The sequence below is a fragment of the Nonomuraea sp. NPDC051941 genome (genome assembly GCF_044593615.1).
Window position 1 is genome coordinate 24795 of sequence record NZ_JBIUCF010000018.1, and the last position, 22002, is coordinate 46796.

Consider the following 22002-nt stretch of genomic DNA (forward strand, 5'->3'; position numbering starts at 1 on the left):
ACCCCTTTCAGCCTCACTTCCGGATCACCCCGCCGAAGTACGTCAGCGCCGCGCGCAGCTCCGGCTCGTCCACCTCGTCCAGCGGCACGCCCGCCACGGAGGCCGCCCAGGCCTGGCGCATGCTGGTGATCCCCGCGGCCGGACCGTCCGGGTGGCCGAGCACGCCGCCCCCGGCCAGCACCAGCAGGTCGGTGGTCCCCGTACGATCCAGGGCGACGGGCGCGGTGCCGGCCCACTGGGCGGACGACAGCACCGGCAGGCAGGGGAAGCCGCCGAGCAGCGGCTCCCGGACCGCCGCCACCGTGGCGGCGACCTCATCGTCCGTGACATAGAACTTGCTGTGGAACCCGCCGCAGTGCAGCTGGTCGACCCCGGCCAGCCGGGCCAGCTTCTGGTACGCCACGTGCCCCATCCCGAGCCCCGGGTGGCGGGCCAGCGCCCCGATGCCGGTGACGTGGCCGTGGATCGGCACCCTGGCGTGCCGGCGCAGCATGGCGACGGCCGGGAAACCGACGACGTTGAGGTTGACCATCACGCAGGTGCCGCCGGCGGCCACCACCAGGTCGTGGTTGCGCAGCATCCGGTCGGGCTCGTCGCTGATGTTGAACGCGTACATCGGCCGCCGCCCGGTCCGCCGCTCCACCTCGTCGAGGGCGGCCGTCACCGCGCGGATCCGCTCGGGGAGCGGGGCGGGCGGGCAGTCGGCGTTCACCTCGTCGTCCTTGATGAAGTCGGCGCCGGCCAGGCCGAGCTCGCGCACGAGCTTCACGTAGTCGGCGGGGCGCAGCCCGACGTTCGGCTTGACGATGGTGCCGATCAGCACGCCTTCGGGACGGGCGACCAGCCGCCGGGTGCCCTCGACGGCGAACCCCGCCGGCAGGTACGCCGACCCGAAGGCGTCGGGCAGCTCCAGGTCCACCAGCTTGAGCCCGGCCAGCTCGCGCAGCTCGTAGAGGTTGCCCGCGACCACCGGGAGCAGGTTCGTGAGCGAGGGACCGGTGTTCGCCAGCGGGAAGCCGATCCTGACCAGGGCCGCCGTCAGGGGCCCGTCCCCGATCGCGCCCGGCAGGGGCTCGGAGCCGGGCGGGGTCTCCGTGATGGACAGCACCACGGCGCTGTGGCGGGCGCGTAACTCGTCGGTCTCGCCGCGCACGCTGACGAAGGTGCCGGTGCTCTGCTCCCCCGCGATCGCGCTCACGGCCTGCTCCAGCGGGAGGCGGGTGAGCACCCGGTACGTCGCGACCGTGAGCTCGCCGCTCACAGCACGGCCGCCAGGTGCTCCATGGCGAGCGGCGGGCTGGCGAGGATCGGGACCGGGGCCTCGACCGTACCGGCCACGCGGGCCATCGACGCCTGGGCCAGCACGATCACGTCCACCTCCGCGGCCAGCGCGGCCAGCGCATCGGCCACCCGCGCGTCGTGCGTGGCGGCGTCCCCGCCCATCAGCGCCTCGAACGCCCCCTCGCACACCCTGGCCGTCAGCGAGACCTCCTTGTCCGAGGCGGCCGCGCGGCGGCGTACCAGGTCGGCGGTGGGTTCGAGGGTGGTGGACAGGGTGGCGAGCACGCCGATCCGGCGGCCGAGGGCGACGGCGCGGTCGGCCATCGGCCGGTCCACCCTGGTCACCGGCACGCCCGTCAGCGGCTCGGCGGCCTCCACGGCGGCGCCGATCGACGAGCACGTCACCAGGATGTGGTCGGCCCCGGCCGCCTCCGCGGAGCCGATGTGGCCGGCCACGCGACGGGCGGTCCGCGGGGTGAGATGACCGGCGGCGATGGTGTTCTTGATCAGGCTGTCGTCGACGATGTTGAAGGTCTCGACTCCCGGCAGGTGCTCGGCGCACAGCTTGGCGAACACGTCGACCAGGGTCGCGGAGGTGTGGATCAGTCCCAGCCTCTTCGTCATGAGCCTCACTTCATCCGATGAAATGTCATCTTCATCGGATGAAATGCTATGAAAAATCAGGCGGGAGCGGTAGCGTCCGGAGCGTGGCAATCGATCCCAAGCGGGACAGGCACGCCCAGGTGGTCCAGACCCTCGGCCCCCGCATCGTCACGGGCGAGCTCGCTCCCGGCACGTCCATCCCCATCGAGGAGGACCTGGTGGGCGAGCTGGGCATCGGCCGCTCCGCGGTCCGGGAGGGCGTGAAGGTCCTGGCCGGCAAGGGCCTGCTGGAGACCAGGCGGAGCGCGGGCACCAGGGTGCGCCCCCGCGAGTCCTGGAACCTGCTCGACCCCGACGTCCTGAGCTGGCGGTTCGAGCCCGAGCCGCGCCCCCGGGACATCCAGATGCTGGCCGACCTGCGGGTCGCGCTGGAGCCGGGCGCCGCCAGGGTGGCGGCCGAGCGGGCGGACGCGGTCGCGGTGCGGCGCATCGACGAGGCCCTGGCCGCGCTGTACGCCACAGCCGACGACCCCGAACCCTTCATCGAGGCCGACCTGGCCTTCCACAAGGCGGTGTTCGCCGCGGCGGACAACGACCTGCTGCTCTACATCTACGACATGATCAGCATCGCCCTGCGCTCCGTACGGCAGGTGCACACCCGTTCGGTCGCGCACAACAAGGAAACGCTGCCCGGCCACGAGCGCGTGGCGCTGGCGATCAGGCGACGGCACCACCGCAAGGCCGAGGAGGCCATGCGCGAGGTGGTCGAGGTCGCCCGCGCCGACGCCGAGCAGCACGTACGCCTCTGCTGCTAGCTATCTCCAGCAAGAAAGAGCTGACTTTGGACGTCCTCATCGACGTGGACGGCCCCGTGGCCGTCGTCACCCTCAACAGACCCGCCAAGCTCAACGCGATCACCCCTGACATGGCCGCCGCGCTGCGTGCCTGCCTGGGCCGGGTGGACGCCGACCCCGCCATCCGGGTCGCGGTGCTCACGGGCGCGGGCGAGCGCTCGTTCTGCGTCGGCAGCGACATCCGCGAGCTGGACGAGTACGCCACGCCGTGGGAGTTCCGCAACCGCGGCGACTACGGCGACGCGGTCCGCGCGCTGCGCAAGCCGATCATCGCGGCCGTCAACGGCTACGCCTACGGCGGCGGCCTGGAGCTGGCCATGGCCTGCGACATCCGCCTGGCGGCCGAGACGGCGACGTTCGCCGCGCCGGAGATCAAGCTCGGCTGGATCGGCGGCAGCGGCCAGTCGGCGCTGCTGGCCCACTCCGTCGGGCCCGGCAACGCCGCCACGATGCTGCTCACCGGCGACCCCATAGACGCCGCTCGTGCTCAGAGCTGGGGGCTGGTCACCGACGTGTTCCCGCAGGAGAAGCTGGTGCCGGCGGCTCTCGAACTGGCCGCGACGATCGCCAGGCGGCCGCCGATCGCCGCGCAGACCGCCAAGGCCAACCTCAAGGCGGCCTACTCGATGCCGCTCGACCAGGCCATCCAGTACGAGCGCGACCTGCAGACCGTCTGCTTCGCCACGGAGGACGCGGCCGAGGGCCGGGCCGCCTTCGCCGAGCGCCGCGAGCCCGTCTTCGAGGGGCGCTGATGGGCGTCCTGGACGGCTACCGCGTGGTCGACCTGTCCATCGCCATGGCGGGCCCGCTGGCCGCCATGCGGCTGGGCGACCTGGGCGCAGACGTGGTCAAGGTGGAGCCGGTGGCCGGCGAGTGGCAGCGGCACGCCCCGGCGGGCGGGGCGACGGGGAACCAGGTGAACGCCTCGTTCCTGTCCCTCAACCGCAACAAGCGCAGCCTCGCCGTCAATCTCAAGTCCGACGAGGGCCGCGCCATCGTGCACAAGCTCGCCGCGACGGCGGACGTGTTCCTGCAGAACTACCGCGCCGGCGTGGCCGAGCGGCTCGGCATGGACTACGACACGATCCGCGCCATCAACCCGGGCATCGTGTACGTCTCCATGTCCGGGTACGGCGAGACGGGCCCGTACGTGTCGAGACCCGGCCAGGACCTGCTCCTGCAGGCCATGAGCGGCGCCATGCTGAGCACCGGGCGCGACGGCGACCCGCCCGCGCCCGCCGGCACGTACGCCATCGACGCCATCACCGCCTACAGCGCCTTCGAGGGCGCGCTGGCCGCGCTGCTGCACCGCGAGCGGACCGGCGAGGGCCAGCGGGTGAGCGTCAACATGCTGGACGCGGCCGTCGCCGTGCAGATGCAGGAGCTGTCGATCTTCACGGTCGGCGGCGTGCCGCAGCGGCGCGGGCACGAGCCGCACGGCCACACCTACATCCGCGCGCCGTACGGGGTGTTCGCCACCAAGGACGGCTACCTCGCGCTCGGGATGCCCAGGCTGGACGCGCTCGCGGTCGCGCTCGACCTGCCGGAGCTGGCCGCCATGGACGGCGACGCCGACGGTCACACCAGGCGCGACGAGATCACCGCGATGGTCGCCGGGCGGCTGCCGGAGCGGACGACGGCCGAGTGGCTGGAGATCTGCGCTCGCTACGACCTGTGGGCGGGCCCGGTGTACGGCTACGCGGAGCTGGTGGCGGACCCGCAGGTCAAGCACAACGGCTCGTTCGTCACGTACGAGCACCGCACCGAGGGCACGGTCACCACGCCCGGCTTCCCCTACGGCTTCAGCGCCACCCCGCCGCGGGTGCGCCGGGGCGCGCCGCTGGTCGGCGAGCACACGAGGGAGCTGCTGGAGGAGCTCGGCTACCCGCCGGAGCGCACGGCCGAGCTGGTGGCGGAGGGCGTGCTGGCATGCGAGGACTGACCTGGGACCATCCCCGGGGGTACGCGCCGCTGGACGAGCTGACCCGGCTCGACCTGGCCGGGGACAACCCCTACGGGGACGTGCCGGAGCCGATCGAGTGGGACCGGCAGCCCTTGGAGGGGTTCGAGTCGGAGCCGATCGCGAAGCTGTGCGAGACGTACGACGTGCTCGTGATCGACCACCCCGGGCTGGGCGCGGCCATGGACGCGCTGGTGCCGATGGACGAGCTGTTCGACGAGCCGGTGGAGACGCGGTCCGTCGGCAGGAGCTACGAGAGCTACCACCTGGAGGGCCGCCAGTGGGCGCTGCCGCTCGACGCGGCCACCCAGGTGAGCGCGGCCGGGCCCGGCGTCGAGGTGCCGAGGACGTGGCCGGAGATGGCGGAGTTCGCGCGGGACGCGCGGATGGCGCTGTGCCTGGGCGGGCCGCACGCGTTCCTCATGTTCTGCGCGCTGTGCTCGGGTGACTTCCTCGACGAGGCGGCCGGGGAGCGGGCGCTGGAGCTCATGTCGGAGCTGCTCGCGCGGGCCGACCGCGACGTGTCGCTGCTCAACCCGATCGGCGTGCTCGACACCATGACGGCCGGTGGGGTCGACTTCTGCCCCCTTCTGTACGGCTACGTGACCTACCCGCTGACCTTCTCGGACGCCCCCGCCTGGCCGGGCGAGCCGCCCGGGAGCGTGCTCGGCGGCACCGGGCTCGTGGTCTCCAGGCGGCGCATCGGCTCGATCCGCGAGGCCGTCCGCGCCCACCTGCGCCGCCTGGTGTCGGAGCCCGTGCAGACGAAGCTGTTCCCGGCCACCGGCGGGCAGCCCGCGGCCCACTCCGCCTGGCGGGGCGACCCCACGCTCGCCACCCTGGAGGCCGCCTGGATCAGGCCGCGCTTGCCCGGCTACATCGCCCTGCAGGAGCGGTCGTCCGCGCTGGTCCGCGACGGGCTGCTCGCCCGCGTCCGGCCCCGCGACCTGCTCAGGGACCTGCACAAGGAATGGAGGCAGACATGACCACGGCGCTCGTGACAGGCGCCGCCGGGGCGCTCGGCAGGGCGATCGTCCGCCGGCTGGCCGCCGACGGCCACCAGGTGGCGGCCCTCGACCTCGACGCCGGCTCCCTCGAAGGCGCGCTCAACCTGAAGGTGGACCTGCGCGACCCGGCCGCGATCGAGTCCGCGTTCGCCGAGACGGCAGCGCGGCTCGGCCCGGTCGGCATCCTGGTCAACAACGCGGCGATCTACCCCGCCAGGCCGTTCCTGGAGGTGCCGCTCGCCGAGTACGAGGACGTGCACGCGGTCAACCAGCGGGCCTACTGGCTGGCCGCCCAGCACGCGGCCGGGCAGATGACCTCGGGCGGCGCGATCGTCAACATCGCCTCGATCACCATGCACGGCGGCTGGTCCGACCTGGCCGCGTACGTGGCCACCAAGGGCGCGGCGGCGGCGCTGACCAGGGCGCTGGCCCGCGAGCTGGGACCGCGGGAGATCCGGGTCAACTGCGTCTCGCCGGGCGCGTTCCCGACGGCGGCCGAGGAGATCCACGAGGACCCCGAGGCGTACAACCGGTTCGTCCTGGAGCGGCAGTCGCTCCAGCGGCGCGGGACGCCCGACGAGCTGGCGGCTGTGGTGTCGTTCCTCGCGGGCCCGGACGCGTCGTTCGTCACGGGCCAGACCATCGAAGTCAACGGAGGGTGGGTGATGGCATGACGCCGGACCGCAGGCGGCTGGCCGAGCTGACCGGGGACCTGAGCGCGGCCGGCGGGGTCCGGCTGGTGACGCTCGGGGACGGGGTCGAGCGGGGCATCAGGACGCTGGAGTTCCGCACCGGCTCGGGGCTGGCGTTCGACGTGCTGGTGGACAGGTGCATGGACATCGGGCACGCCGAGCACGCCGGGCGCTCGTTCGGCTGGCGTTCCCCCACCGGCTTCCGCCACCCCGGGCTGCACGAGAACGCCGACGAGGACGGGCTGTCCTGGCTGCGCTCGTTCTCCGGGCTCATCGTCACGGCCGGGCTCGACCACACGCTGTTCGGGGGCGAGGTGCCCGCCGGCACCTACCGCTACCCGCCCCGGCAGTCGGTGCGGCACGGGCTGCACGGCCGCGCCGGCAACCTCCCGGCCCGGCTCACCGGGTACGGCGAGCGCTGGGACGGCGACCGCTGCGTGCTGTGGGCCGAGGGCGAGGTGCGCCAGGCCGCGGTGTTCGCCGAGAACCTGCGCCTGGTCCGCCGCATCGAGGCCGATCTGGGCGGCGACGAGATCAGGCTCGTCGACACCGTCACCAACGCCGGGTTCGAGCCGGCGCCGCATATGTTCCTCTATCACATCAACCTGGGCTGGCCGCTGCTCGACGAGGGTGCCCGGCTGGAGGCCGACATCCGCGAGACGCTCTGGCAGAGCGACAGCGTGGCCGAGCAGAAGGCCGACCACGTGACCTTCCCGGGGCCGGTGCCGGGGTTCGTGGAGCAGGTGTACGAGCACGCGCTCAACCCCGGCGCGGACGGGCTGCACCGGGTGGCGGTGGCCAACGACCGGCTCGGGATGAAGGTCACCGTGGAGTGGCGGGCGGAGGAGTTCCCGTACTTCTTCGAGTGGCTGAACCTGCGCTCGGGCAACTACGCGGTCGGCCTGGAGCCGTCCACCCACCACGTGTCGGGCGACGCGGCGGCGCGGGAGGACGGCAGCATGATCTGGCTGGGCCCGCAGGAGTCGCGGACGTATCAGACGACCTTCCGCGTCTCCTAGTGCAGCCAGCACTAATGGAGACGGCCTAATGGAGACGGTACGCGCGGCGGGCCGTACCGGCGAAGACCTCGGCCCGCTCGCCTTCCGACAACCCGGCGCACAGGTCGTCCGCGGCCTGTGCGACCTGGTCGTACCCGGCCGCGAGCAGGCAGACCGGCCAGTCGGAGCCGAACATCACCCGCTCGGGCCCGAACGCCTCCAGGACGGTCTCGGCGTACGGCCGCAGGTCGGCCACCTGCCAGGACGCCCAGTCGGCCTCGGTGACCATGCCGGACAGCTTGCAGTAGACGTTCGGGCGGGCTGCCAGCTCCAGGATCCGGCTGCGCCACGGCTCCAGCTCGCCGGTGGCGATCGGCGGCTTGGACAGGTGGTCGAGCACGAACGTGAGCTCGGGCATGGCCGTCACGGTGTCGACGGCGGCGGGGAGCTGGTGCGGCAGCGTGAGCAGGTCGTACGCCAGCCCGGCGGCGGCCACCGCGGCGAGCCCGCGGCGCACGTCGGGCCGGGTGAGCCAGTCGGGGTCCGGCTCGGACTGGACGCCGTGGCGGACGCCCACCAGCCCGGCCGGCAGGCCCGCCAGGGTGTCGGCGGCGTCGGGCGCGGTCAGGTCGATCCAGCCGACGACGCCCGCGACCAGGTCGGACTCGGCGGCCAGCGCCAGGAACTCGCGCGTCTCGGCCAGATCGGGCAGCACCTGCACCAGCACGGTCGCGGTCACTCCGGCCGCGGCCGCGGGCCCGGCGAGGTCGTCGAGGGTGAACGTGCGCCGGACGGGCGCCATCGGCTCGGGGTCGAGCCAGCCGTGCGGGCGGGCGGCGAGGTCCCAGATGTGGTGGTGGGCGTCGATACGGGTCATGCTTCAGTCCAACTCGGTCCAGAGGGCTTCGGGAATCGGGGTGGCGGCCAGGGCGAGGTCCTCGGCCACCTCCTCGGGGCTGCGGGCGCCGACCACGATGCCGGTCACGGCCGGGTGGCGCAACGGGAACTGGAGCGCGGCCGCCGCGAGCGGCACGTCGTACGCGGCGCAGCGCTCGGCCAGGCGGCGCGCCCGCTTCAGCACGGGCTCGGGCGCCGGGGCGTAGTCGTAGTACGCGCCGGGCCCCGGGTCGGCCAGGATGCCGCCGTTGAACACCCCTGCCACCAGCACGCCGGTGCCGCGCTCGGCGCACAGCGGGAGCAGCTCGTCGGCCGCCGTGCGGTCGAGCAGGCTGTAGCGGCCGGCCACCATCACGCAGTCGACGTCGGTCTCCCGCACGAACTTGACCAGCATCTCGGCCTGCGTCATGCCGACGCCGATCGCCCGCACCCCGCCCTGCTCGCGCAGCCGCGCGAGCGCCGGGTAGGCGTGCCGCACGGCCTCCTCCCAGTGGTCGTCGGGGTCGTGGATGAGCAGGATGTCGAACGCGTCGAGCCCGGAGCGTTCGAGGCTGGCGGCGAGCGAGGCGTAGACGCCCTCCACGGTGTAGTCGCGCCTGGCGGGGCCGAGCAGCGCGCCGACCTTGCTGGACACCGTCGCCTCGGACCGGTCGACACCCGCGAGGAAGCTTCCCAGCCTCCTCTCGGCCAGTCCGGAGCCGTAGCGGGGGGCGGTGTCGAAGTAGCGGACGCCCGCGGACCAGGCGGCGTCGAGCGTGGCGGCGGCCTGCTCGTCGCCGACCGCGGTGTAGAGCCCTGCCAGGGGCGCGGTGCCGAGGCCGATCCGGGAAACGCCAACGCCGCTGCGTCCGAGTTTCTCCATGATCGGCAACCTAGCAGAGCTCCCATCTTTCGGCTAGATCTACGGGAGGTATGGACATCAGATGACTTCTTCGCGTAAAGATACATCCTACGTTCACCGCGCTTGTGGCGTCCCTGTGAGCGGCTGCTGAGCCGGACAGGTCGTACGCATCCATGCGCTCCCCCCTCCACCGTGTTCTGGAACAGGAGTGACGGTGTCCAACGACGGCTACACACGACGAGGCGTACTCAAGACCGGCTTAGGCGCCGCGGCCGGGTCCCTGCTCGTGACCATCCCCGCGCACGCCTCCACGGCCGCCGGCCCGCTGAAGCTCTGGTACGACCGCCCGGCGGCGGCCTGGCTGGAGGCGCTGCCGGTCGGGTGCGGGAGGCTCGGGGCCATGGTCTTCGGCGGCGTGGCCACCGAGCGCCTGCAGCTCAACGAGGACAGCATCTGGGCCGGCGGGCCGCACGACTACGACAATCCCGAGGCGCTGGCCGCGCTCCCCGAGATCAGGCGGCTGGTCTGGGAGGACAAGTGGCAGGCCGCCCAGAACCTGGCGGACAAGAAGTTCCTCGGCAAGCCCAGCGAGCAGGCGCCGTACCAGGTGCTGGGCGACCTCACGCTGACCTTCCCGGGCGCGGCGGAGTTCACGGAGTACCGCCGCGAGCTGGACCTGTCCCGGGCCGTCACCACGGTCACGTACGTGCGGGACGGCGTGCGCCACACGCGCGAGGTCTTCGCCAGCAACCCGGACCAGGTCGTCGTCGTCCGCCACACGGCCGACAAGCCCGGCTCGGTGTCGTTCCAGGCGGCCTTCACCAGCCCGCAGGCGTCCTCCACCTCCTCCGCCGGCCGCGACTCCATAGCCCTTGACGGGGTCAGCACCGACACGCAGGGCCTGAAGGGCGAGGTCCGCTTCCGGGCCCTGGCCAGGGCGGAGGCCCGCGGCGGCGCGGTCCGCACCGACGGCGGCACGCTGATCGTCGAGGGGGCGGACGAGGTCACGCTGCTGATCTCCATGGGCTCCAGCTACCGCAGCTACAAGGACGTCGGCGGCGACCCGGCCGAGGTGGCGGGCCGGCATCTCACGCGTGCGTGCGGGCAGCCGTACGAGGTGCTGAAGCGCAAGCACGTACGGGACTACCAGCGGCTCTTCGGGCGGCTCGAGATCGACCTGGGCACCTCGGAGGCCGCCGCGCTCCCCACCGACCAGCGGATCGCGCGCAAGCAGCTCGACACCGACCCGGGGCTGGCCGCCCTGTACTACCAGTTCGGGCGCTACCTGCTGATCTCCTCCTCCCGCTCGCCCGGCTACGCCGCCAACCTGCAGGGCATCTGGAACGACTCGCTCACGCCCGCGTGGGAGTCGAAGTACACGATCAACATCAACTGCGAGATGAACTACTGGCCCGCCGCGCCCGCGAACCTGGTCGAGTGCATGGACCCGCTGTTCGACCTGATCAAGGACCTGGCGGAGACGGGGGCGAAGACCGCCGCGGCGCAGTACGGCGCGAAGGGCTGGGTGGCGCACCACAACACCGACGGCTGGCGCGGGACGGCGCCCGTGGACTTCGCCTTCTACGGCGTGTGGCCCAGCGGCGGGGCGTGGCTGTGCCTGATGCTCTGGGAGCACTACCTCTACACGGGGGACGAGCGGCGCCTGCGCGAGCACTTCCCGCTGATCAAGGGGTCGGTGGAGTTCTTCCTGGACACGCTGCAGACCGATCCCCGGAGCGGCTACCTGGTGACGAACCCGTCGCACTCCCCGGAGGTCGGGCACCACGAGGACGGCGGCGAGAACGTCAGCATCTGCGCGGGGCCCACCATGGACATGCAGATCCTGCGGGACCTGTTCGGGGCCTTCTCGGAGGCGTCGGAGATCCTGGGGGTCGAGGCGGACATGCGCGCCAAGGCCGCGGACGCCCGGTCGAAGCTCGTCCCCAACCAGATCGGCCACCTGGGGCAGATCCAGGAGTGGCAGGAGGACTACCGGGGCGACGCGGCGCTCTCGCGCAGCCGCCACATCTCGCACCTGTGGGGCCTCTTCCCCGGCCACCAGATCGACCCCCGGCTGTCGCCCGACCTGGCCGCCGCCGCCCGGCGCACCCTGGAGCTGCGCGGCGAGGCGGGGGCCGGGTGGTCGCTCGCCTGGAAGATCAACTTCTGGGCGCGGCTGCTGGACGCTGCCGAGGCGTACAAGCGGCTGTCGAACCTGCTGCTGCCCGCCCGTACGGCGCCGAACATGTTCGACCTGCATCCGCCGTTCCAGATCGACGGCAACTTCGGCGGGATGTCGGGGATCACGGAGATGCTGCTGCAGAGCCACGGGGACCAGGTGCACCTGCTGCCCGCCCTGCCCGCCGCCTGGCCGGCCGGGTCGATCCGGGGGTTCCGGGCGCGGGGCGGCTTCGAGGTGGACCTGTCGTGGAGCGCGGGCGCGCTGACCGGGGGGCGGATCCACTCGGACCTGGGCCGCGAACTCACCCTCCGGACTGCCGCGCCGGTGACGGTGACGTCGGGCGGGCGCCCGGTCACGGTCTCCCGCCCGGAGCCGAACGTGATCGTCCTCGACACCCGCCGAGGCACCACCTACGACCTCACCCCGTCCCCCTGACCCCCGCCGCCCGCCCCCGCACCCCGTCCGGAGGCGGCGCCGCTCAGACGGTGGCGGTGGGCGGGGGTGGGGAGGTGCGGGTGCGGGGGCGGGTGCGGGAGGCTTCGCCGCGGGCGTGGGCGGCGAAGAGGCGGGCCGCCTCGTCCGGGTCGCCCGACGCCAGGGCCGCCACCAGGTCGTCGTGGTGGCCCGCCATGGCCGTCCAGTCACCGTCGTACAGCGGGTTGCCCACCACGTGCAGGCTCCACAGGTTCGACTCGATGGTCCGCCACAGCCGCAGCAGGAACGAGTTGCCGCACGCCGCGCAGACCCGCCGGTGGAAGGCCAGGTCGGCGTCGCGGAAGGCGCCGATGTCCCCGTCCTGGGCGGCCTGCCGCATCGCCAGCACGTCGGCCGAGAGCTCCCGCAGGGTGTCGGCCTGGATGCGGGCGGCGGCGCCCCGTGCGGCATACTCCTCCAGCAGCACCCTGATGTCACGGACCTCCCGGGCCTGCTCGTCCGAGATCTCCGCGACGTAGCTCCCCCGGTTGGGATAGGAGATGACCAGCCCCTCGTGCGCCAACCGCTTGATCGCCTCACGCGCCGGGGCCTGGCTGGTGCCGACCCGGCGGGCGATCTCCGCTTCCACCAGCCGCTGCCCAGCCACCAGCTCCCCCGAGACGATCCACCCGCGCAGCAGCGCGTAGACGCGGTCGGACAGGAGCTCCCTGGGCAGCAGCCGGGCCGCGGGCGGCGCGATCTGCTGCTCCTGCCAGATCCGGGCCACCGTCGACTGCGACAGCCCGAGCTGGCGCGCCATCGTACGGGTCGAGGGCACGGCCGTGCCGACCGCCGCGGCGGCGATCACGCGCTCGGCCTCCTGCCGCTCCGCGGTGCGCGGGCGGCCGGGCCGGGGCGCGTCCGCCAGCCCGTCGAGCCCGCGCTCCACGAAGCGGGCCCGCCACTTGGCCACCGTCGCCGGGCTCACCTCGAGCCGGTCGGCGATCTCCTTGCGCGGCAGCCCGTCCGCGCAGGCGAGCACGATCCGGCTGCGCAGTCCCAGACCCCCGGAGGACCCTTCGGCCCACTCGCGCAGCGCGGAGCGTTCCTCCTCGCCCAGCACCAGCCGCTTGTCGTCATCGCGTCCAGCCACGGCCCCACCTTAACGTATTTATGACTCAGTCATCCGCTGGAAACTTATTTGTAGCACCACATAGCCCCTTGACGAGGCCATGTGACCAACGTATTAAATAATCGCTAATCGAGTATCGACCCATTAAAAGGCGTCGCAGATCTCGCCCCCTTGGAGGTGCGATGCGTTCCCCCCATCCATTCCTCGCTCCCACAGCCCTCAGCTGCCTGCTCCTGCTCACCGGCTGCGGCGGGGGTGGCTTCGCCGGCGACTCGCAGGCCAAGCAGGGCGAGGGCGGCCAGATCACCGTGCGCATGCTGGTCAACATCACCCCGAACCTCACCCAGGCGTACTGGGACGGCCTGGTCAAGCCGTTCGAGCAGGCCAACCCCGGCGTCGACGTCAAGGTCGAGGCGCCGACCGGCAAGGGCGTGGCCGACACGCTGCCGCAGCAGCTCGCGGCGGGCAACGCGCCCGACGTGATCGAGACGCTGACGGCGGACGAGACGCTCTCCAAGCAGATGCTCGACCTGACCGACCAGCCGTGGGCGAAGGACACGCCGCTGGCCAAGGAGGCGAGCCTGGGCGGCAAGATCTACACGGTCGGCGTCGGCGTGCAGGCGCAGTCGCTGGTCTTCTACAACAAGAGCGCGTTCGACAAGGCCGGGATCGACAAGCCGCCGGCCACGCTCGACGAGTTCGACGCCGCCATGGGCAAGCTCAAGACGGCCGGGTGGCTGCCGCTGCAGACCGGCGGCGAGTTCCTGACCGGGCTCCAGCTGCTGCAGTTCTCCGGACCGTCGCGCGCCCAGCTCCACCCCACCTGGCAGCAGGACGTCAAGGCGGGCAAGCTCAAGGCCGGCGAGTCGCTGCTGCCCTACCTGGAGCGCTACCGCACCTGGATCGACAAGGGCTACGTCGACAAGAACGCCCTGGGCACGAAGTACGCCGACGCCGAGACCGCGTTCCTGTCCGGCAAGGCCGCCATGTACGTGATGGGCAGCTGGTTCACCGCCGCCGAGGCCAAGTCCACGAAGGACTTCGAGGTCGGCGTCTTCCCCGCCCCGGTCGACAAGGGCCAGGCGTACCCGGGTCCGCAGGGCGCCACGATGGCGGCCCCGTACATGATCCTCAAATCCACCCCGAACAAGGACGCGGCCCTCAAGCTCGTGCAGTGGCTCGTCACCGACCAGGCGGCGGTCAAGAGCCAGCTCAAGCAGGACGGCAACTTCCGCGCCGGCGTGGAGCGCGAGTTCACCCCGCTGGAGAAGCAGGTACAGCAGATCCTCGACAGCGCCCCCTCCGGCGTCCCGCAGGGTGAGGGTTACGGCGACGCGACCCTCCCCAAGGGCTTCAACGCCGCGTGGAACACCGAGGTCCAGGGCCTGTACGTGGGCAAGTCGCCCAAGGAAGTGGCCGAGGGCGTGGACCGCTGGCTGGCCGGCCGCAAATGACGCTCACCCGGGAAGCGCCCCCAGCCATCCCCGAAGCCCCCGCTCTCCCGAAGACCAGGCGTGGCGACGGGTGGGCCACCACGATCATGGTCGCCCCCGCCACCGTCCTCTACACCGTGATGCTGATCGTCCCGGTCGGCCTGGCGCTCTACCTGAGCCTCACCGACTGGGACGGCTTCAGCGCCGACCCCGCCTTCGTCGGCGCCGCCAACTACCTCGACCTCCTCGACGACCCCGAGCTGCGCCGCGCGGCCCTCGTCACCTTGCTGGTCGCCGCCGCGGGCACGGCCGGGCTCAACCTGCTCGGCCTCGGCTTCGCCCTCCTGGTGAACGGCGCCTCGAAGGCGAACACGTTCTTCCGGATCGTCCTGTTCTATCCGCACGTGCTCAGCGCCCTCGTGGTCGGCTTCCTCTGGTCGGCGATCCTCGGCACCAACGGCGCGGTCAACAACCTGGTGACGAAGTGGGGCGGCGAGGTGCTGCCGTTCCTGTCGGACCCGGCGTGGGCCACGATCACCATGATCGGGGTGCTGGTGTGGGCCGGGTTCGGGGTCAACGTGGTGCTCTACCTGGCGGGGCTGCAGGCCGTGCCGCACTCCCTGATCGAGGCGGCGCGCATCGACGGCGCGACGCGCTGGCAGGTGTTCAGGAACGTGACGCTCCCGGCGCTCGGCCCGTCCGTGACGGTCAACATCGTGCTGTCGCTGGTGACGCTGCTCAAGACGTACGACCTGGTGGTGTCGCTGACGGCGGGCGGCCCGGCCGGGCAGACGCAGACCGTCGCCTACCTCATCCTGTGGAACTCCTTCCACGACGCCCGCCTCGGCTTCGGCTCCGCGCAGTCGGTGCTGCTCATGCTGGTGACGGCGGCGCTGGCGTTCGTGGTGACCAAGCTGCGCAGGCGCGGCGAACTGGCGGTCCACCAGTGAGAAGGACATTCCTCTGGGCGACCGTCGCCTTCATGCTCATCCCCCTGTACGTGCTGACCGTCAACGCGTTCAAGGGCCAGCAGGACATCATGGCCGATCCGTTCGGCCTGGGGGGTCTCACGCTGGAGCCGCTGGGCAGGGCGCTGACGAACCCCCAGTTCAACGTGGTCAAGGGCTACGCGGTCACGCTCCTGTTCGTGGTGGCGGTCAACGTGCTGTCGGTGGTCCTGGCGGCGCCGGCCGCCTACGTGATCGCACGCAGCCCGAAGCGCCGCTTCCGGATGCTGATGCTGTTCTTCCTGGCCGGGACGTTCATCCCGGGCCAGGTGTTGGTCATCCCCGTCGTGTACGTGCTCAAGACCCTCGGCCTGATGGGCACCATCCGGGGGTTCGTGCTGTTCGAGACCGTGTTAACGCTACCGTTCTCGATCTTCCTGTACGCCGGCTACATCGCCACCATCCCGGCCGTGCTCGACCAGGCGGCGGCCGTGGACGGGGCCGGCAGGCTGCGTACGTTCTGGCAGATCGTCTTCCCGCTGATGAGGCCCGCGGTCGCCACGATGGTCATCCTCAACACCTTCTCGGTGTGGAACGACTTCGTGAACCCGCAGATCATCCTGGGCCCCGGCAGCGGCCTCTACACCGTGACCACCGGCGTCTACGCGGCCGTCAGCCAGTACTCCACCGACTACACGGTGGTCTTCCCGACGCTGCTGCTGGCCATCGCCCCGCTGCTGGTCTTCTTCGTCTTCATGCAACGGCACATCATCAGCGGCCTGACCGCCGGAGCAACGAAAGGGTGAAGATGCGGACAGTATCTCCGGGACCCGCGAACGGTCCCTCTGTCACGGCGACCGTCCCGCTCGGCGTGCCACCGGTCTGGGCGGTGCTCGAGCGCAGGCTGTTCGACGCCCTCGACGAGGCCTGGCGGGCCTTCGCCGCCCGCTACTGCGGCCCCGACGGCCGGCTCGTCTACCACGGACCGGCCGCCGACCGGGACGGCGCCGACGACTTCTACGAGGCGTTCTTCAACTGGCCCACGCTCTACCAGCTGGGCGGGGCCGACGACCTGCTGGACGCCTCGAAGCACCACTGGGAGGGCGTGACCGCGCAGCTCACCGAGCTGGGCTACCTGGTGGACGAGTTCGAGCGCGGCTATGACTGGTTCCACCAGGGCGAGTCGCTGCTGCTGTTCTACGGCATCTGCGCCGCCGACCCGCGCGACGAGCGCTTCCGCGAGCGCGCCCGCCGCTTCGCCGACCTCTACCTGCCCGGCTCGGCCAACTACGACGCCGAGCACGACATCATCCGCGCCCCGCACAACGGCGCCGGCGGCCCCCGCTACGGCCTGCAGTGGGAGTGGGCCTCCTACCACACCGACCTGATCAGCATGCGGCCGTACGGCCTGCCGCTGCGCGACCTGCCGGGCATCGCGGAGTGGGCGGACCTGGGCGACCCGAGCAACGCCGCCCGCATGGGCGCCGCCATGAACGAGCGCCTCGGCCGCGGCGACGTGGCCGTCAACCTGGCCGCGACCAGCCTGGCCGTCAACGCCTGGCTGTACGACGGCGACGACCGCTACCGCGACTGGGCCCTGCGCTACATCGGCGCCTGGGAGCGCCGGGCCGCGGCCAACGGCGGGATCCTGCCCGACAACGTGGGCCTGTCCGGCGAGGTCGGCGAGCTGCACGGCGGCCGCTGGTACGGCGGCACCTACGGCTGGCAGTGGCCGCACGGCCTCTACAGCGTCGGCGCCGCCGCCGCTATCGCCGCCGTCAACGCCCACCTGCTGACCGGCGACGAAGCCGCGCTCGCCATCGGCCGCGACCCCCTGGAGATCGTGTACGACCAGGCCGTCCAGGCCGGCGTGACCGAGACGGAGATGAGCACCAGCGACCGCTGGCTGGCCGAGCTGGGCGACGAGGCCGGCAAGCCCACCATGCTGGTGCCGAACCGGCACGACGACGGGGGCTGGTTCGACTTCCAGCCGCCGCAGCTCGGCCTGCCCGTCTGGCTCTGGTACACCTCGCTCGGACGGCAGGACGCCGAGCGGCTCGACCGGCTGAGAGCCGCCTCCGGATACGACTGGGCCACGGTGCGCCCGTTCCGGAACAAGGAGGAGGCCGGGCACGAGGCGCCCTGGCTGGAGTTCCTGCGCGGCGCCAACCCCGGCTTCCCCGAGGCCATGCTGTCCACCGCGCTCGGGCAGGTGCAGCGCCGGATGGCGCTCATCGACGCCGACCACGAGGACCTGTCCGCCATCCACGTGCACCACTGGCAGCGGCTCAACCCCGTGCTCACCGAAGCGCTGCTGCAGCTCGTCACCGGCACCCCGCAGGTGCTCTACAACGGCGGGCTGCTGCCCACCCGGCTGGCCTACTTCGACGCCGACCGCCACCGCCCGGGGCTGCCCCGGGACGTGGCCGCGCTGGTCGACTCGGTACGCCCCGACGGCACCCGCGTCGAGCTGGTCAACCTCGGCCTCACCCACACCCGAAGAGTCGTGCTCCAGGCGGGCGCGTTCGGCGAGCACCGCATCGACCGCGCGGTCATCACCCGGGGGGACGAGGACTACCCCGGTGACCCGCGCTCCTACACCACTCCCCCGATCACCGAGTCGGAGCGGGAGGTGACGGTGGACGGGCCGCGCCTCGTCGTCGAACTGCCGCCCGGCCGCCGCATCCGGCTCGACCTGCACACGACCGCGCGCGTCCGCACGCCGTCACACCAGTACTACTGAGGAGTTACATGGACGACGCCATCTGGGATCTGCCTGTTCGCGGGCAGCTGCCCGCCGGACCCGACCCCGTCCTCGTGGAGGGGCTGAAGCGGATCAGCTCGGCCACCGCCTGCGCCAAGCTGCACGCCCAGGGCATCCGGCGGACCTTCATCGAGGGACCGCGTCCCATCGCCCAGGGGCAGAAGATCGCCGGGCGGGTCCGCACGCTGCAGTTCATGCCACAGCGCGAGGACATCGCCTCCGGACTCGGCCAGGAGTACGTCGAGCGGCACACCGCGCTGTGGGCCGTGCTGGAGACGATCGAGCCCGGCGACGTGCTGCTCGTGCAGGCGTACGGCAGCGCGTACACGGGCTGCTTCGGCGACATGCTGGTGCGCTACTTCAAGCGCAAGGGCGGCGCGGGCATCGTCGTGGACGGCCGGATCCGGGACCTTCCCCGGGTGAGCGGCATCGGGCTGCCGCTCTGGACGACGGGCGCGACCCCTCATTACGCCTCGCAGGCGGAGCTGTTCCCGTGGGCGTACGACGTGCCGGTGGCCGTGGGCGGGGCGCTCGCGCTGCCCGGCGACCTGTGCGTGGCCGACGACGACGGCGCCGTGGTCGTGCCGCGCCGGCGCGCCACGTCGGTGCTCGAGGCCGCCGCCGACCACGAGCAGTGGGAGCGCTACAGCCGCGCCCGCATCGAGGAGGGCGGGGCGCTTTCTGACTACTACCCACTCACCCCCGAGACCCGCGCCGAGTACGAGCGGTGGCGGGAAGTTAAGGAGAGCCAGTGATCCTCAGGTCCCTGGGCGCGGTCGTCTTACTCCTGGGCGGACTGACGACCCCGACCCCGGCGGCTGCCGCCAAGACGTGTGACTATTTCGTCTCCCCCTCAGGCGGCGACCGCGGCGACGGCAGCGCCCAGCGCCCGTGGAAGTCCATCGAGCAGGCCCGCGACCAGCTCCGGGCCAAGAAGAAGTACCACCAGAACTGCGACATCGTGGTCAACCTCAAGACCGGTGACTACGTGGTCGACAAGACGATCACCTTCACCGAGGCCGACTCCGGCGAGAACGGCCACAAGATCATCTACCGCAGCGCCGACGGCCCCGGCAAGGCCAGGCTGCTCGGGGCCAGGCCGTTGACCGGCTGGCAGAAGTACGACGACAACATCTACAAGACCAAGGTCGACCGGAACTTCTACACCCTCTTCGAGGACGGCAAGCGCGCCACCACCGCCCGCTACCCCAACAGGACCAGCGACGACCTCTGGTCTCCGTACCTGTTCTCGGTGCTGCCCGAGGCGGAGTACCAGGCCGTGCACAACTGGCTCTTCTTCGACCCCAAGGACGTCCCGAAGGAGTGGGACGCCGACTTCGACAAGAACGCCCAGATGGTCGTCTGGTCGGGCGGGTCGTGGAGCTGGTTCAGCGACACCGTGCCGCTCGGCGGGGCCGACTTCCGCAAGAACTTCTTCACGTTCAACCACGACACCCGCTTCAGCCTCGTCAACAGCCGCAGCGGCTCGCGTTACTTCCTGCAGAACACGCTGCGCTTCCTCGACCAGCCGGGCGAGTACTACTTCGACTTCGCCAACAGCGAGGTCTACTACTGGCCGAAGGGCTCGATCGACAAGGTCGTGGCGCCCACCGTCAAGACGCTCATCTCGCTGGCCGGGTCCTCGCCCGAGCGGCGGGTGCAGAACCTCGCCTTCGACGGGCTGGCGCTGCAGTACTCCGACTTCGTCGACTGGTACCGCTACGGGTGGAACGCCGCCGGTGACTCGGGATACGAGCACAAGTACCCGATCTACGACCGGCAGATCGAGTTGCCGCGCAACCGGTTCGGCATGATCACCGTGACGAACTCCCGCGACATCGACCTGACCAGGCTGCACCTGTCCGACAGCGGTTACACGGGCGTCTTCCTGCTCTTCGCCAACGAGCGCGTCAAGGTGACCGACAGCCTGCTGGACAACATCGGCGGCGACGGCATCAAGGTGGAGGGCGGCTATCCCGGCGAGGGCGACATCACCGGGCACCACACGTTCGCCAACAACTACATCTACCACGTCGGCGAGCTGGTGCCCGGCGACGCGGCCGGCATCGAGATGATGAACACCGGTAACAACGTGGTCAGCAACATCGTCGTCAAGCACAGCGCCCGCTACGGCATCAGCCTGGAGGTCCGTCCCGAGATCAAGAACGAGGACAACTACGCCCGCAACAACCGGTTCTCCTACATCCGCCTGGAGGAGACCGGCCTCGACAGCGGCGACATGGGCGCCTTCTACACCTACGGCGTGCACAACGTCGAACCGCACCCGATCGACAACTACGTCTCGCAGATGGTGATCGGCGACGTCATCAACGACCCCGCCGGGCAGATGCCGGACTCCGGCACGCGCGGCGTCCACATGGACGCGGGCGGCTGCGGGTTCTCGATCGAGAACGTCGAGGTGGGCAAGGTCAGCGACGACAAGTACCAGGCCTACAAGTGCAACGAGGTCAAGAACGCCAACTGGGCGGACGGCTTCGACACCTCGAAGATGGAGTACGACAAGATCGGTGTGACGAGCGCGTTCCCGTACCCGATCCCCAGCTAGACGCGGTCGCGAGGGTCCGGCCGGGCCGGGCCCTCGCCCCTGGGCCTCCGAGCAGCCTGCGTCCCGCGTCCGTCGCGCGGGCGCCGCACCCCCTGGAGCGCACGCATCGTGACTCCTCCGCTCTATGAAGGGAGCGGCTTCTCGCTAAGCCGCTTGCGCAGCCTCGCGAAGGGCAAGCCCTGCCCTCAAGATGTTGATCGCCGCGTTCACGTCGGCGTGCGCGGAAAACCCGCACCCCGTACATCGGAAGACGGCTTGGGTGACACGGTTCTCCTTCGCGCAGTGCCCGCAGCGCGAGCAGGTACGGGAGGTGTTGGCGGGGTTCACTGCGATCAGCTCTCGACCGGCGCTTTCAGCCTTGTGCGACAGGATCGTCAGGAACGCGGACCAGCCCGCGTCGAGAATGTTCTTGTTCAGCCCGGATTTGGCCGACTGGCCGTTAGCCAGGTAGCCGCCTTCGCCGTCCGGTTTCGGCGCGGCACGCCGGGTCATGCCCGCGACGTTCAGCGCTTCGTGCACGATCACGTCGTAGCCGCGGACCAGCGCGAGCGCGGCTTTGTGCGCCGAGTCGAGGCGTTGCCGCCGCACCTTGGCGTGCAGGGCCGCCACCCGTGCGACGGCCTTACGGCGCCGCTTGGATCCTCGTTTCTTACCGGCGAGGTCCCGCTGGGCCGCTGCCAGGCGGCCGGCGCACGTGGCAAGGTGCCGCTGGTTTTCGATGTGGTCGCCGTCGCTGGTCGTGGCCAGCGAGGCGACGCCCATGTCAATACCGGCGACCGCGCCCGTCGCGGGAAGGGTTTGTGCGGGCACGTCATCGCACGACAGCACGACGAACCAGCGGGCGCCTTCCCGCTTGACGCTGATCGTCTTGACGATGCCCAGCACACGGCGGTGTTGGTGGACCCGGACATGCCCGACGCCCTGCAACCGCACGTAGGTCGCGGTCGGGTGGTGGGGCTGGGAGTCCCACCGGCAGCCGTCGCCGTCCTTGGGCCACTCGACCGTGTCGAACCAGCCTCGCCCCTTGAAACGCGGGAACCCTGGCGTGCGGCCTGCTTTGACACGGTCGAAAAACGCCCGGTATGCCTTGTCCAGCCTGCGGAGGGTGGCCTGCTGGGAGGAGAACGACCATCGGCCCTGACCGTCGGAGTCGTCGGCGCGGATGTGCTTCAGCTCCGCCGACTGCTCGCCATAGCGCACCGTCACCCCGGCTTTGCGGTAGGCCGTACGGCGGTGTTCGAGAGCCGCGTTGTACAGCTCCCGGTGGTCTTCCAGGCACTGTGCGAGCGCGGCGGCCTGCTTGCTGGTGGGGCGCAGCAGGAACTTGAACGACCTGCGCACACCCACCCCCCACGCTCGGTAACGAGACCACCACGATATCGGCTGGCACCGACAAACCCGGAAGGAAATCTGTGACCCGCGGACCTGACA

At 71.3% G+C, this 22002-nt stretch carries 19 protein-coding genes; 13 read left to right on the forward strand and 6 right to left on the reverse strand.

The genetic code is table 11. From position 1 onward, the window contains the following. Nucleotides 1-13: 13 nt before the first annotated feature. Together ACIHFD_RS28655 and ACIHFD_RS28660 are read right to left on the reverse strand one after the other, a co-directional pair. Nucleotides 14-1261 carry a RuBisCO large subunit C-terminal-like domain-containing protein gene (locus ACIHFD_RS28655; protein WP_397369486.1) on the reverse strand — a complete coding sequence of 416 codons (1248 nt, stop codon included), beginning with the start codon at nt 1259-1261 and terminating at the stop codon, nt 14-16. Then, nucleotides 1258-1905: an aspartate/glutamate racemase family protein gene (locus ACIHFD_RS28660; protein ID WP_397369488.1), complete on the reverse strand. Its 648-nt coding sequence runs from the start codon at nt 1903-1905 to the stop codon at nt 1258-1260. The genes ACIHFD_RS28655 and ACIHFD_RS28660 overlap by 4 nt, the downstream gene beginning before the upstream one ends. Before the next feature lie 83 nt (nt 1906-1988). Between ACIHFD_RS28660 and ACIHFD_RS28665 the strand changes: the two genes are divergently transcribed. From ACIHFD_RS28665 to ACIHFD_RS28690, 6 genes are read left to right on the forward strand one after another with little or no spacing between them, the layout of a single operon-like run. Next, nucleotides 1989-2699: a FadR/GntR family transcriptional regulator gene (locus ACIHFD_RS28665; RefSeq protein WP_397369489.1), complete on the forward strand. Its 711-nt coding sequence runs from the start codon at nt 1989-1991 to the stop codon at nt 2697-2699. A gap of 26 nt (nt 2700-2725) precedes the next feature. Beyond that, nucleotides 2726-3490, forward strand: a complete 765-nt coding sequence (locus ACIHFD_RS28670) for an enoyl-CoA hydratase/isomerase family protein (RefSeq protein ID WP_350733780.1) — start codon at nt 2726-2728, stop codon at nt 3488-3490. Then, nucleotides 3490-4680 carry a CaiB/BaiF CoA transferase family protein gene (locus tag ACIHFD_RS28675; RefSeq protein ID WP_397369490.1) on the forward strand — a complete coding sequence of 397 codons (1191 nt, stop codon included), beginning with the start codon at nt 3490-3492 and terminating at the stop codon, nt 4678-4680. Before ACIHFD_RS28670 ends, ACIHFD_RS28675 begins: the two co-directional genes overlap by 1 nt. Further along, nucleotides 4668-5684 (forward strand): hypothetical protein, encoded by a 1017-nt coding sequence (locus ACIHFD_RS28680; RefSeq protein WP_397369491.1) that lies wholly within the window; start codon nt 4668-4670, stop codon nt 5682-5684. Before ACIHFD_RS28675 ends, ACIHFD_RS28680 begins: the two co-directional genes overlap by 13 nt. Further along, nucleotides 5681-6379 (forward strand): SDR family oxidoreductase, encoded by a 699-nt coding sequence (locus ACIHFD_RS28685; protein WP_363966678.1) that lies wholly within the window; start codon nt 5681-5683, stop codon nt 6377-6379. Before ACIHFD_RS28680 ends, ACIHFD_RS28685 begins: the two co-directional genes overlap by 4 nt. Then, nucleotides 6376-7416: an aldose 1-epimerase family protein gene (locus ACIHFD_RS28690; protein WP_397369492.1), complete on the forward strand. Its 1041-nt coding sequence runs from the start codon at nt 6376-6378 to the stop codon at nt 7414-7416. Before ACIHFD_RS28685 ends, ACIHFD_RS28690 begins: the two co-directional genes overlap by 4 nt. A gap of 25 nt (nt 7417-7441) precedes the next feature. On the opposite strand, the gene ACIHFD_RS28695 is transcribed toward ACIHFD_RS28690, so the two are convergent. Then, a complete protein-coding gene (locus ACIHFD_RS28695) occupies nt 7442-8272 on the reverse strand; it encodes an amidohydrolase family protein (protein ID WP_397369493.1) in 831 nt (276 codons plus the stop codon). Nucleotides 8273-8275: 3 nt separating this feature from the next. Continuing rightward, nucleotides 8276-9154, reverse strand: coding sequence for an aldo/keto reductase (locus ACIHFD_RS28700; protein WP_350733790.1), 879 nt, complete (start codon nt 9152-9154; stop codon nt 8276-8278). A 193-nt stretch (nt 9155-9347) separates the two neighbouring features. Between ACIHFD_RS28700 and ACIHFD_RS28705 the strand changes: the two genes are divergently transcribed. After that, nucleotides 9348-11750 (forward strand): glycosyl hydrolase family 95 catalytic domain-containing protein, encoded by a 2403-nt coding sequence (locus tag ACIHFD_RS28705; RefSeq protein ID WP_397369494.1) that lies wholly within the window; start codon nt 9348-9350, stop codon nt 11748-11750. Between the two features lie 43 nt (nt 11751-11793). Here the strand turns inward: ACIHFD_RS28705 and ACIHFD_RS28710 are convergent, their stop codons facing one another. Next, nucleotides 11794-12882, reverse strand: a complete 1089-nt coding sequence (locus ACIHFD_RS28710) for an FCD domain-containing protein (protein ID WP_397369495.1) — start codon at nt 12880-12882, stop codon at nt 11794-11796. A gap of 161 nt (nt 12883-13043) precedes the next feature. On the opposite strand from ACIHFD_RS28710, the gene ACIHFD_RS28715 reads away from it, so the two are divergent. From ACIHFD_RS28715 to ACIHFD_RS28740, 6 genes are read left to right on the forward strand one after another with little or no spacing between them, the layout of a single operon-like run. Further along, nucleotides 13044-14315 (forward strand): ABC transporter substrate-binding protein, encoded by a 1272-nt coding sequence (locus ACIHFD_RS28715; RefSeq protein ID WP_397369496.1) that lies wholly within the window; start codon nt 13044-13046, stop codon nt 14313-14315. After that, complete coding sequence (locus tag ACIHFD_RS28720; protein WP_397369497.1) at nt 14312-15244, forward strand: carbohydrate ABC transporter permease; 933 nt, start codon at nt 14312-14314, stop codon at nt 15242-15244. The genes ACIHFD_RS28715 and ACIHFD_RS28720 overlap by 4 nt, the downstream gene beginning before the upstream one ends. 32 nt (nt 15245-15276) lie before the next feature. Then, nucleotides 15277-16047: a carbohydrate ABC transporter permease gene (locus ACIHFD_RS28725; RefSeq protein WP_397369498.1), complete on the forward strand. Its 771-nt coding sequence runs from the start codon at nt 15277-15279 to the stop codon at nt 16045-16047. 2 nt (nt 16048-16049) lie between these two features. After that, a complete protein-coding gene (locus ACIHFD_RS28730; RefSeq protein ID WP_397369499.1) occupies nt 16050-17984 on the forward strand; it encodes a hypothetical protein in 1935 nt (644 codons plus the stop codon). 8 nt (nt 17985-17992) lie between these two features. Further along, nucleotides 17993-18760 (forward strand): hypothetical protein, encoded by a 768-nt coding sequence (locus ACIHFD_RS28735; protein ID WP_363966693.1) that lies wholly within the window; start codon nt 17993-17995, stop codon nt 18758-18760. Beyond that, nucleotides 18757-20571, forward strand: coding sequence for a right-handed parallel beta-helix repeat-containing protein (locus ACIHFD_RS28740; protein ID WP_397369500.1), 1815 nt, complete (start codon nt 18757-18759; stop codon nt 20569-20571). Before ACIHFD_RS28735 ends, ACIHFD_RS28740 begins: the two co-directional genes overlap by 4 nt. 144 nt (nt 20572-20715) lie before the next feature. Here ACIHFD_RS28740 and ACIHFD_RS28745 read toward each other — a convergent pair whose 3' ends face one another. Then, entirely contained in the window at nt 20716-21912 is a 1197-nt protein-coding gene (locus ACIHFD_RS28745; protein ID WP_397369501.1) for an RNA-guided endonuclease InsQ/TnpB family protein, read from the reverse strand. Between the last annotated feature and the right edge of the window lie 90 nt (nt 21913-22002).

Excerpts from the sequence above, each read along its gene's own strand:
- ACIHFD_RS28660 (WP_397369488.1), bottom strand. The coding sequence starts at position 1,905 with ATGACGAAGAGGCTGGGACTGATCCACACCTCCGCGACCCTGGTCGAC.
- ACIHFD_RS28675 (WP_397369490.1), top strand. The coding sequence starts at position 3,490 with ATGGGCGTCCTGGACGGCTACCGCGTGGTCGACCTGTCCATCGCCATG.
- ACIHFD_RS28680 (WP_397369491.1), top strand. The coding sequence starts at position 4,668 with ATGCGAGGACTGACCTGGGACCATCCCCGGGGGTACGCGCCGCTGGAC.
- ACIHFD_RS28685 (WP_363966678.1), top strand. The coding sequence starts at position 5,681 with ATGACCACGGCGCTCGTGACAGGCGCCGCCGGGGCGCTCGGCAGGGCG.
- ACIHFD_RS28690 (WP_397369492.1), top strand. The coding sequence starts at position 6,376 with ATGACGCCGGACCGCAGGCGGCTGGCCGAGCTGACCGGGGACCTGAGC.
- ACIHFD_RS28695 (WP_397369493.1), bottom strand. The coding sequence starts at position 8,272 with ATGACCCGTATCGACGCCCACCACCACATCTGGGACCTCGCCGCCCGC.
- ACIHFD_RS28700 (WP_350733790.1), bottom strand. The coding sequence starts at position 9,154 with ATGGAGAAACTCGGACGCAGCGGCGTTGGCGTTTCCCGGATCGGCCTC.
- ACIHFD_RS28715 (WP_397369496.1), top strand. The coding sequence starts at position 13,044 with ATGCGTTCCCCCCATCCATTCCTCGCTCCCACAGCCCTCAGCTGCCTG.
- ACIHFD_RS28720 (WP_397369497.1), top strand. The coding sequence starts at position 14,312 with ATGACGCTCACCCGGGAAGCGCCCCCAGCCATCCCCGAAGCCCCCGCT.
- ACIHFD_RS28725 (WP_397369498.1), top strand. The coding sequence starts at position 15,277 with ATGCTCATCCCCCTGTACGTGCTGACCGTCAACGCGTTCAAGGGCCAG.
- ACIHFD_RS28730 (WP_397369499.1), top strand. The coding sequence starts at position 16,050 with ATGCGGACAGTATCTCCGGGACCCGCGAACGGTCCCTCTGTCACGGCG.
- ACIHFD_RS28735 (WP_363966693.1), top strand. The coding sequence starts at position 17,993 with ATGGACGACGCCATCTGGGATCTGCCTGTTCGCGGGCAGCTGCCCGCC.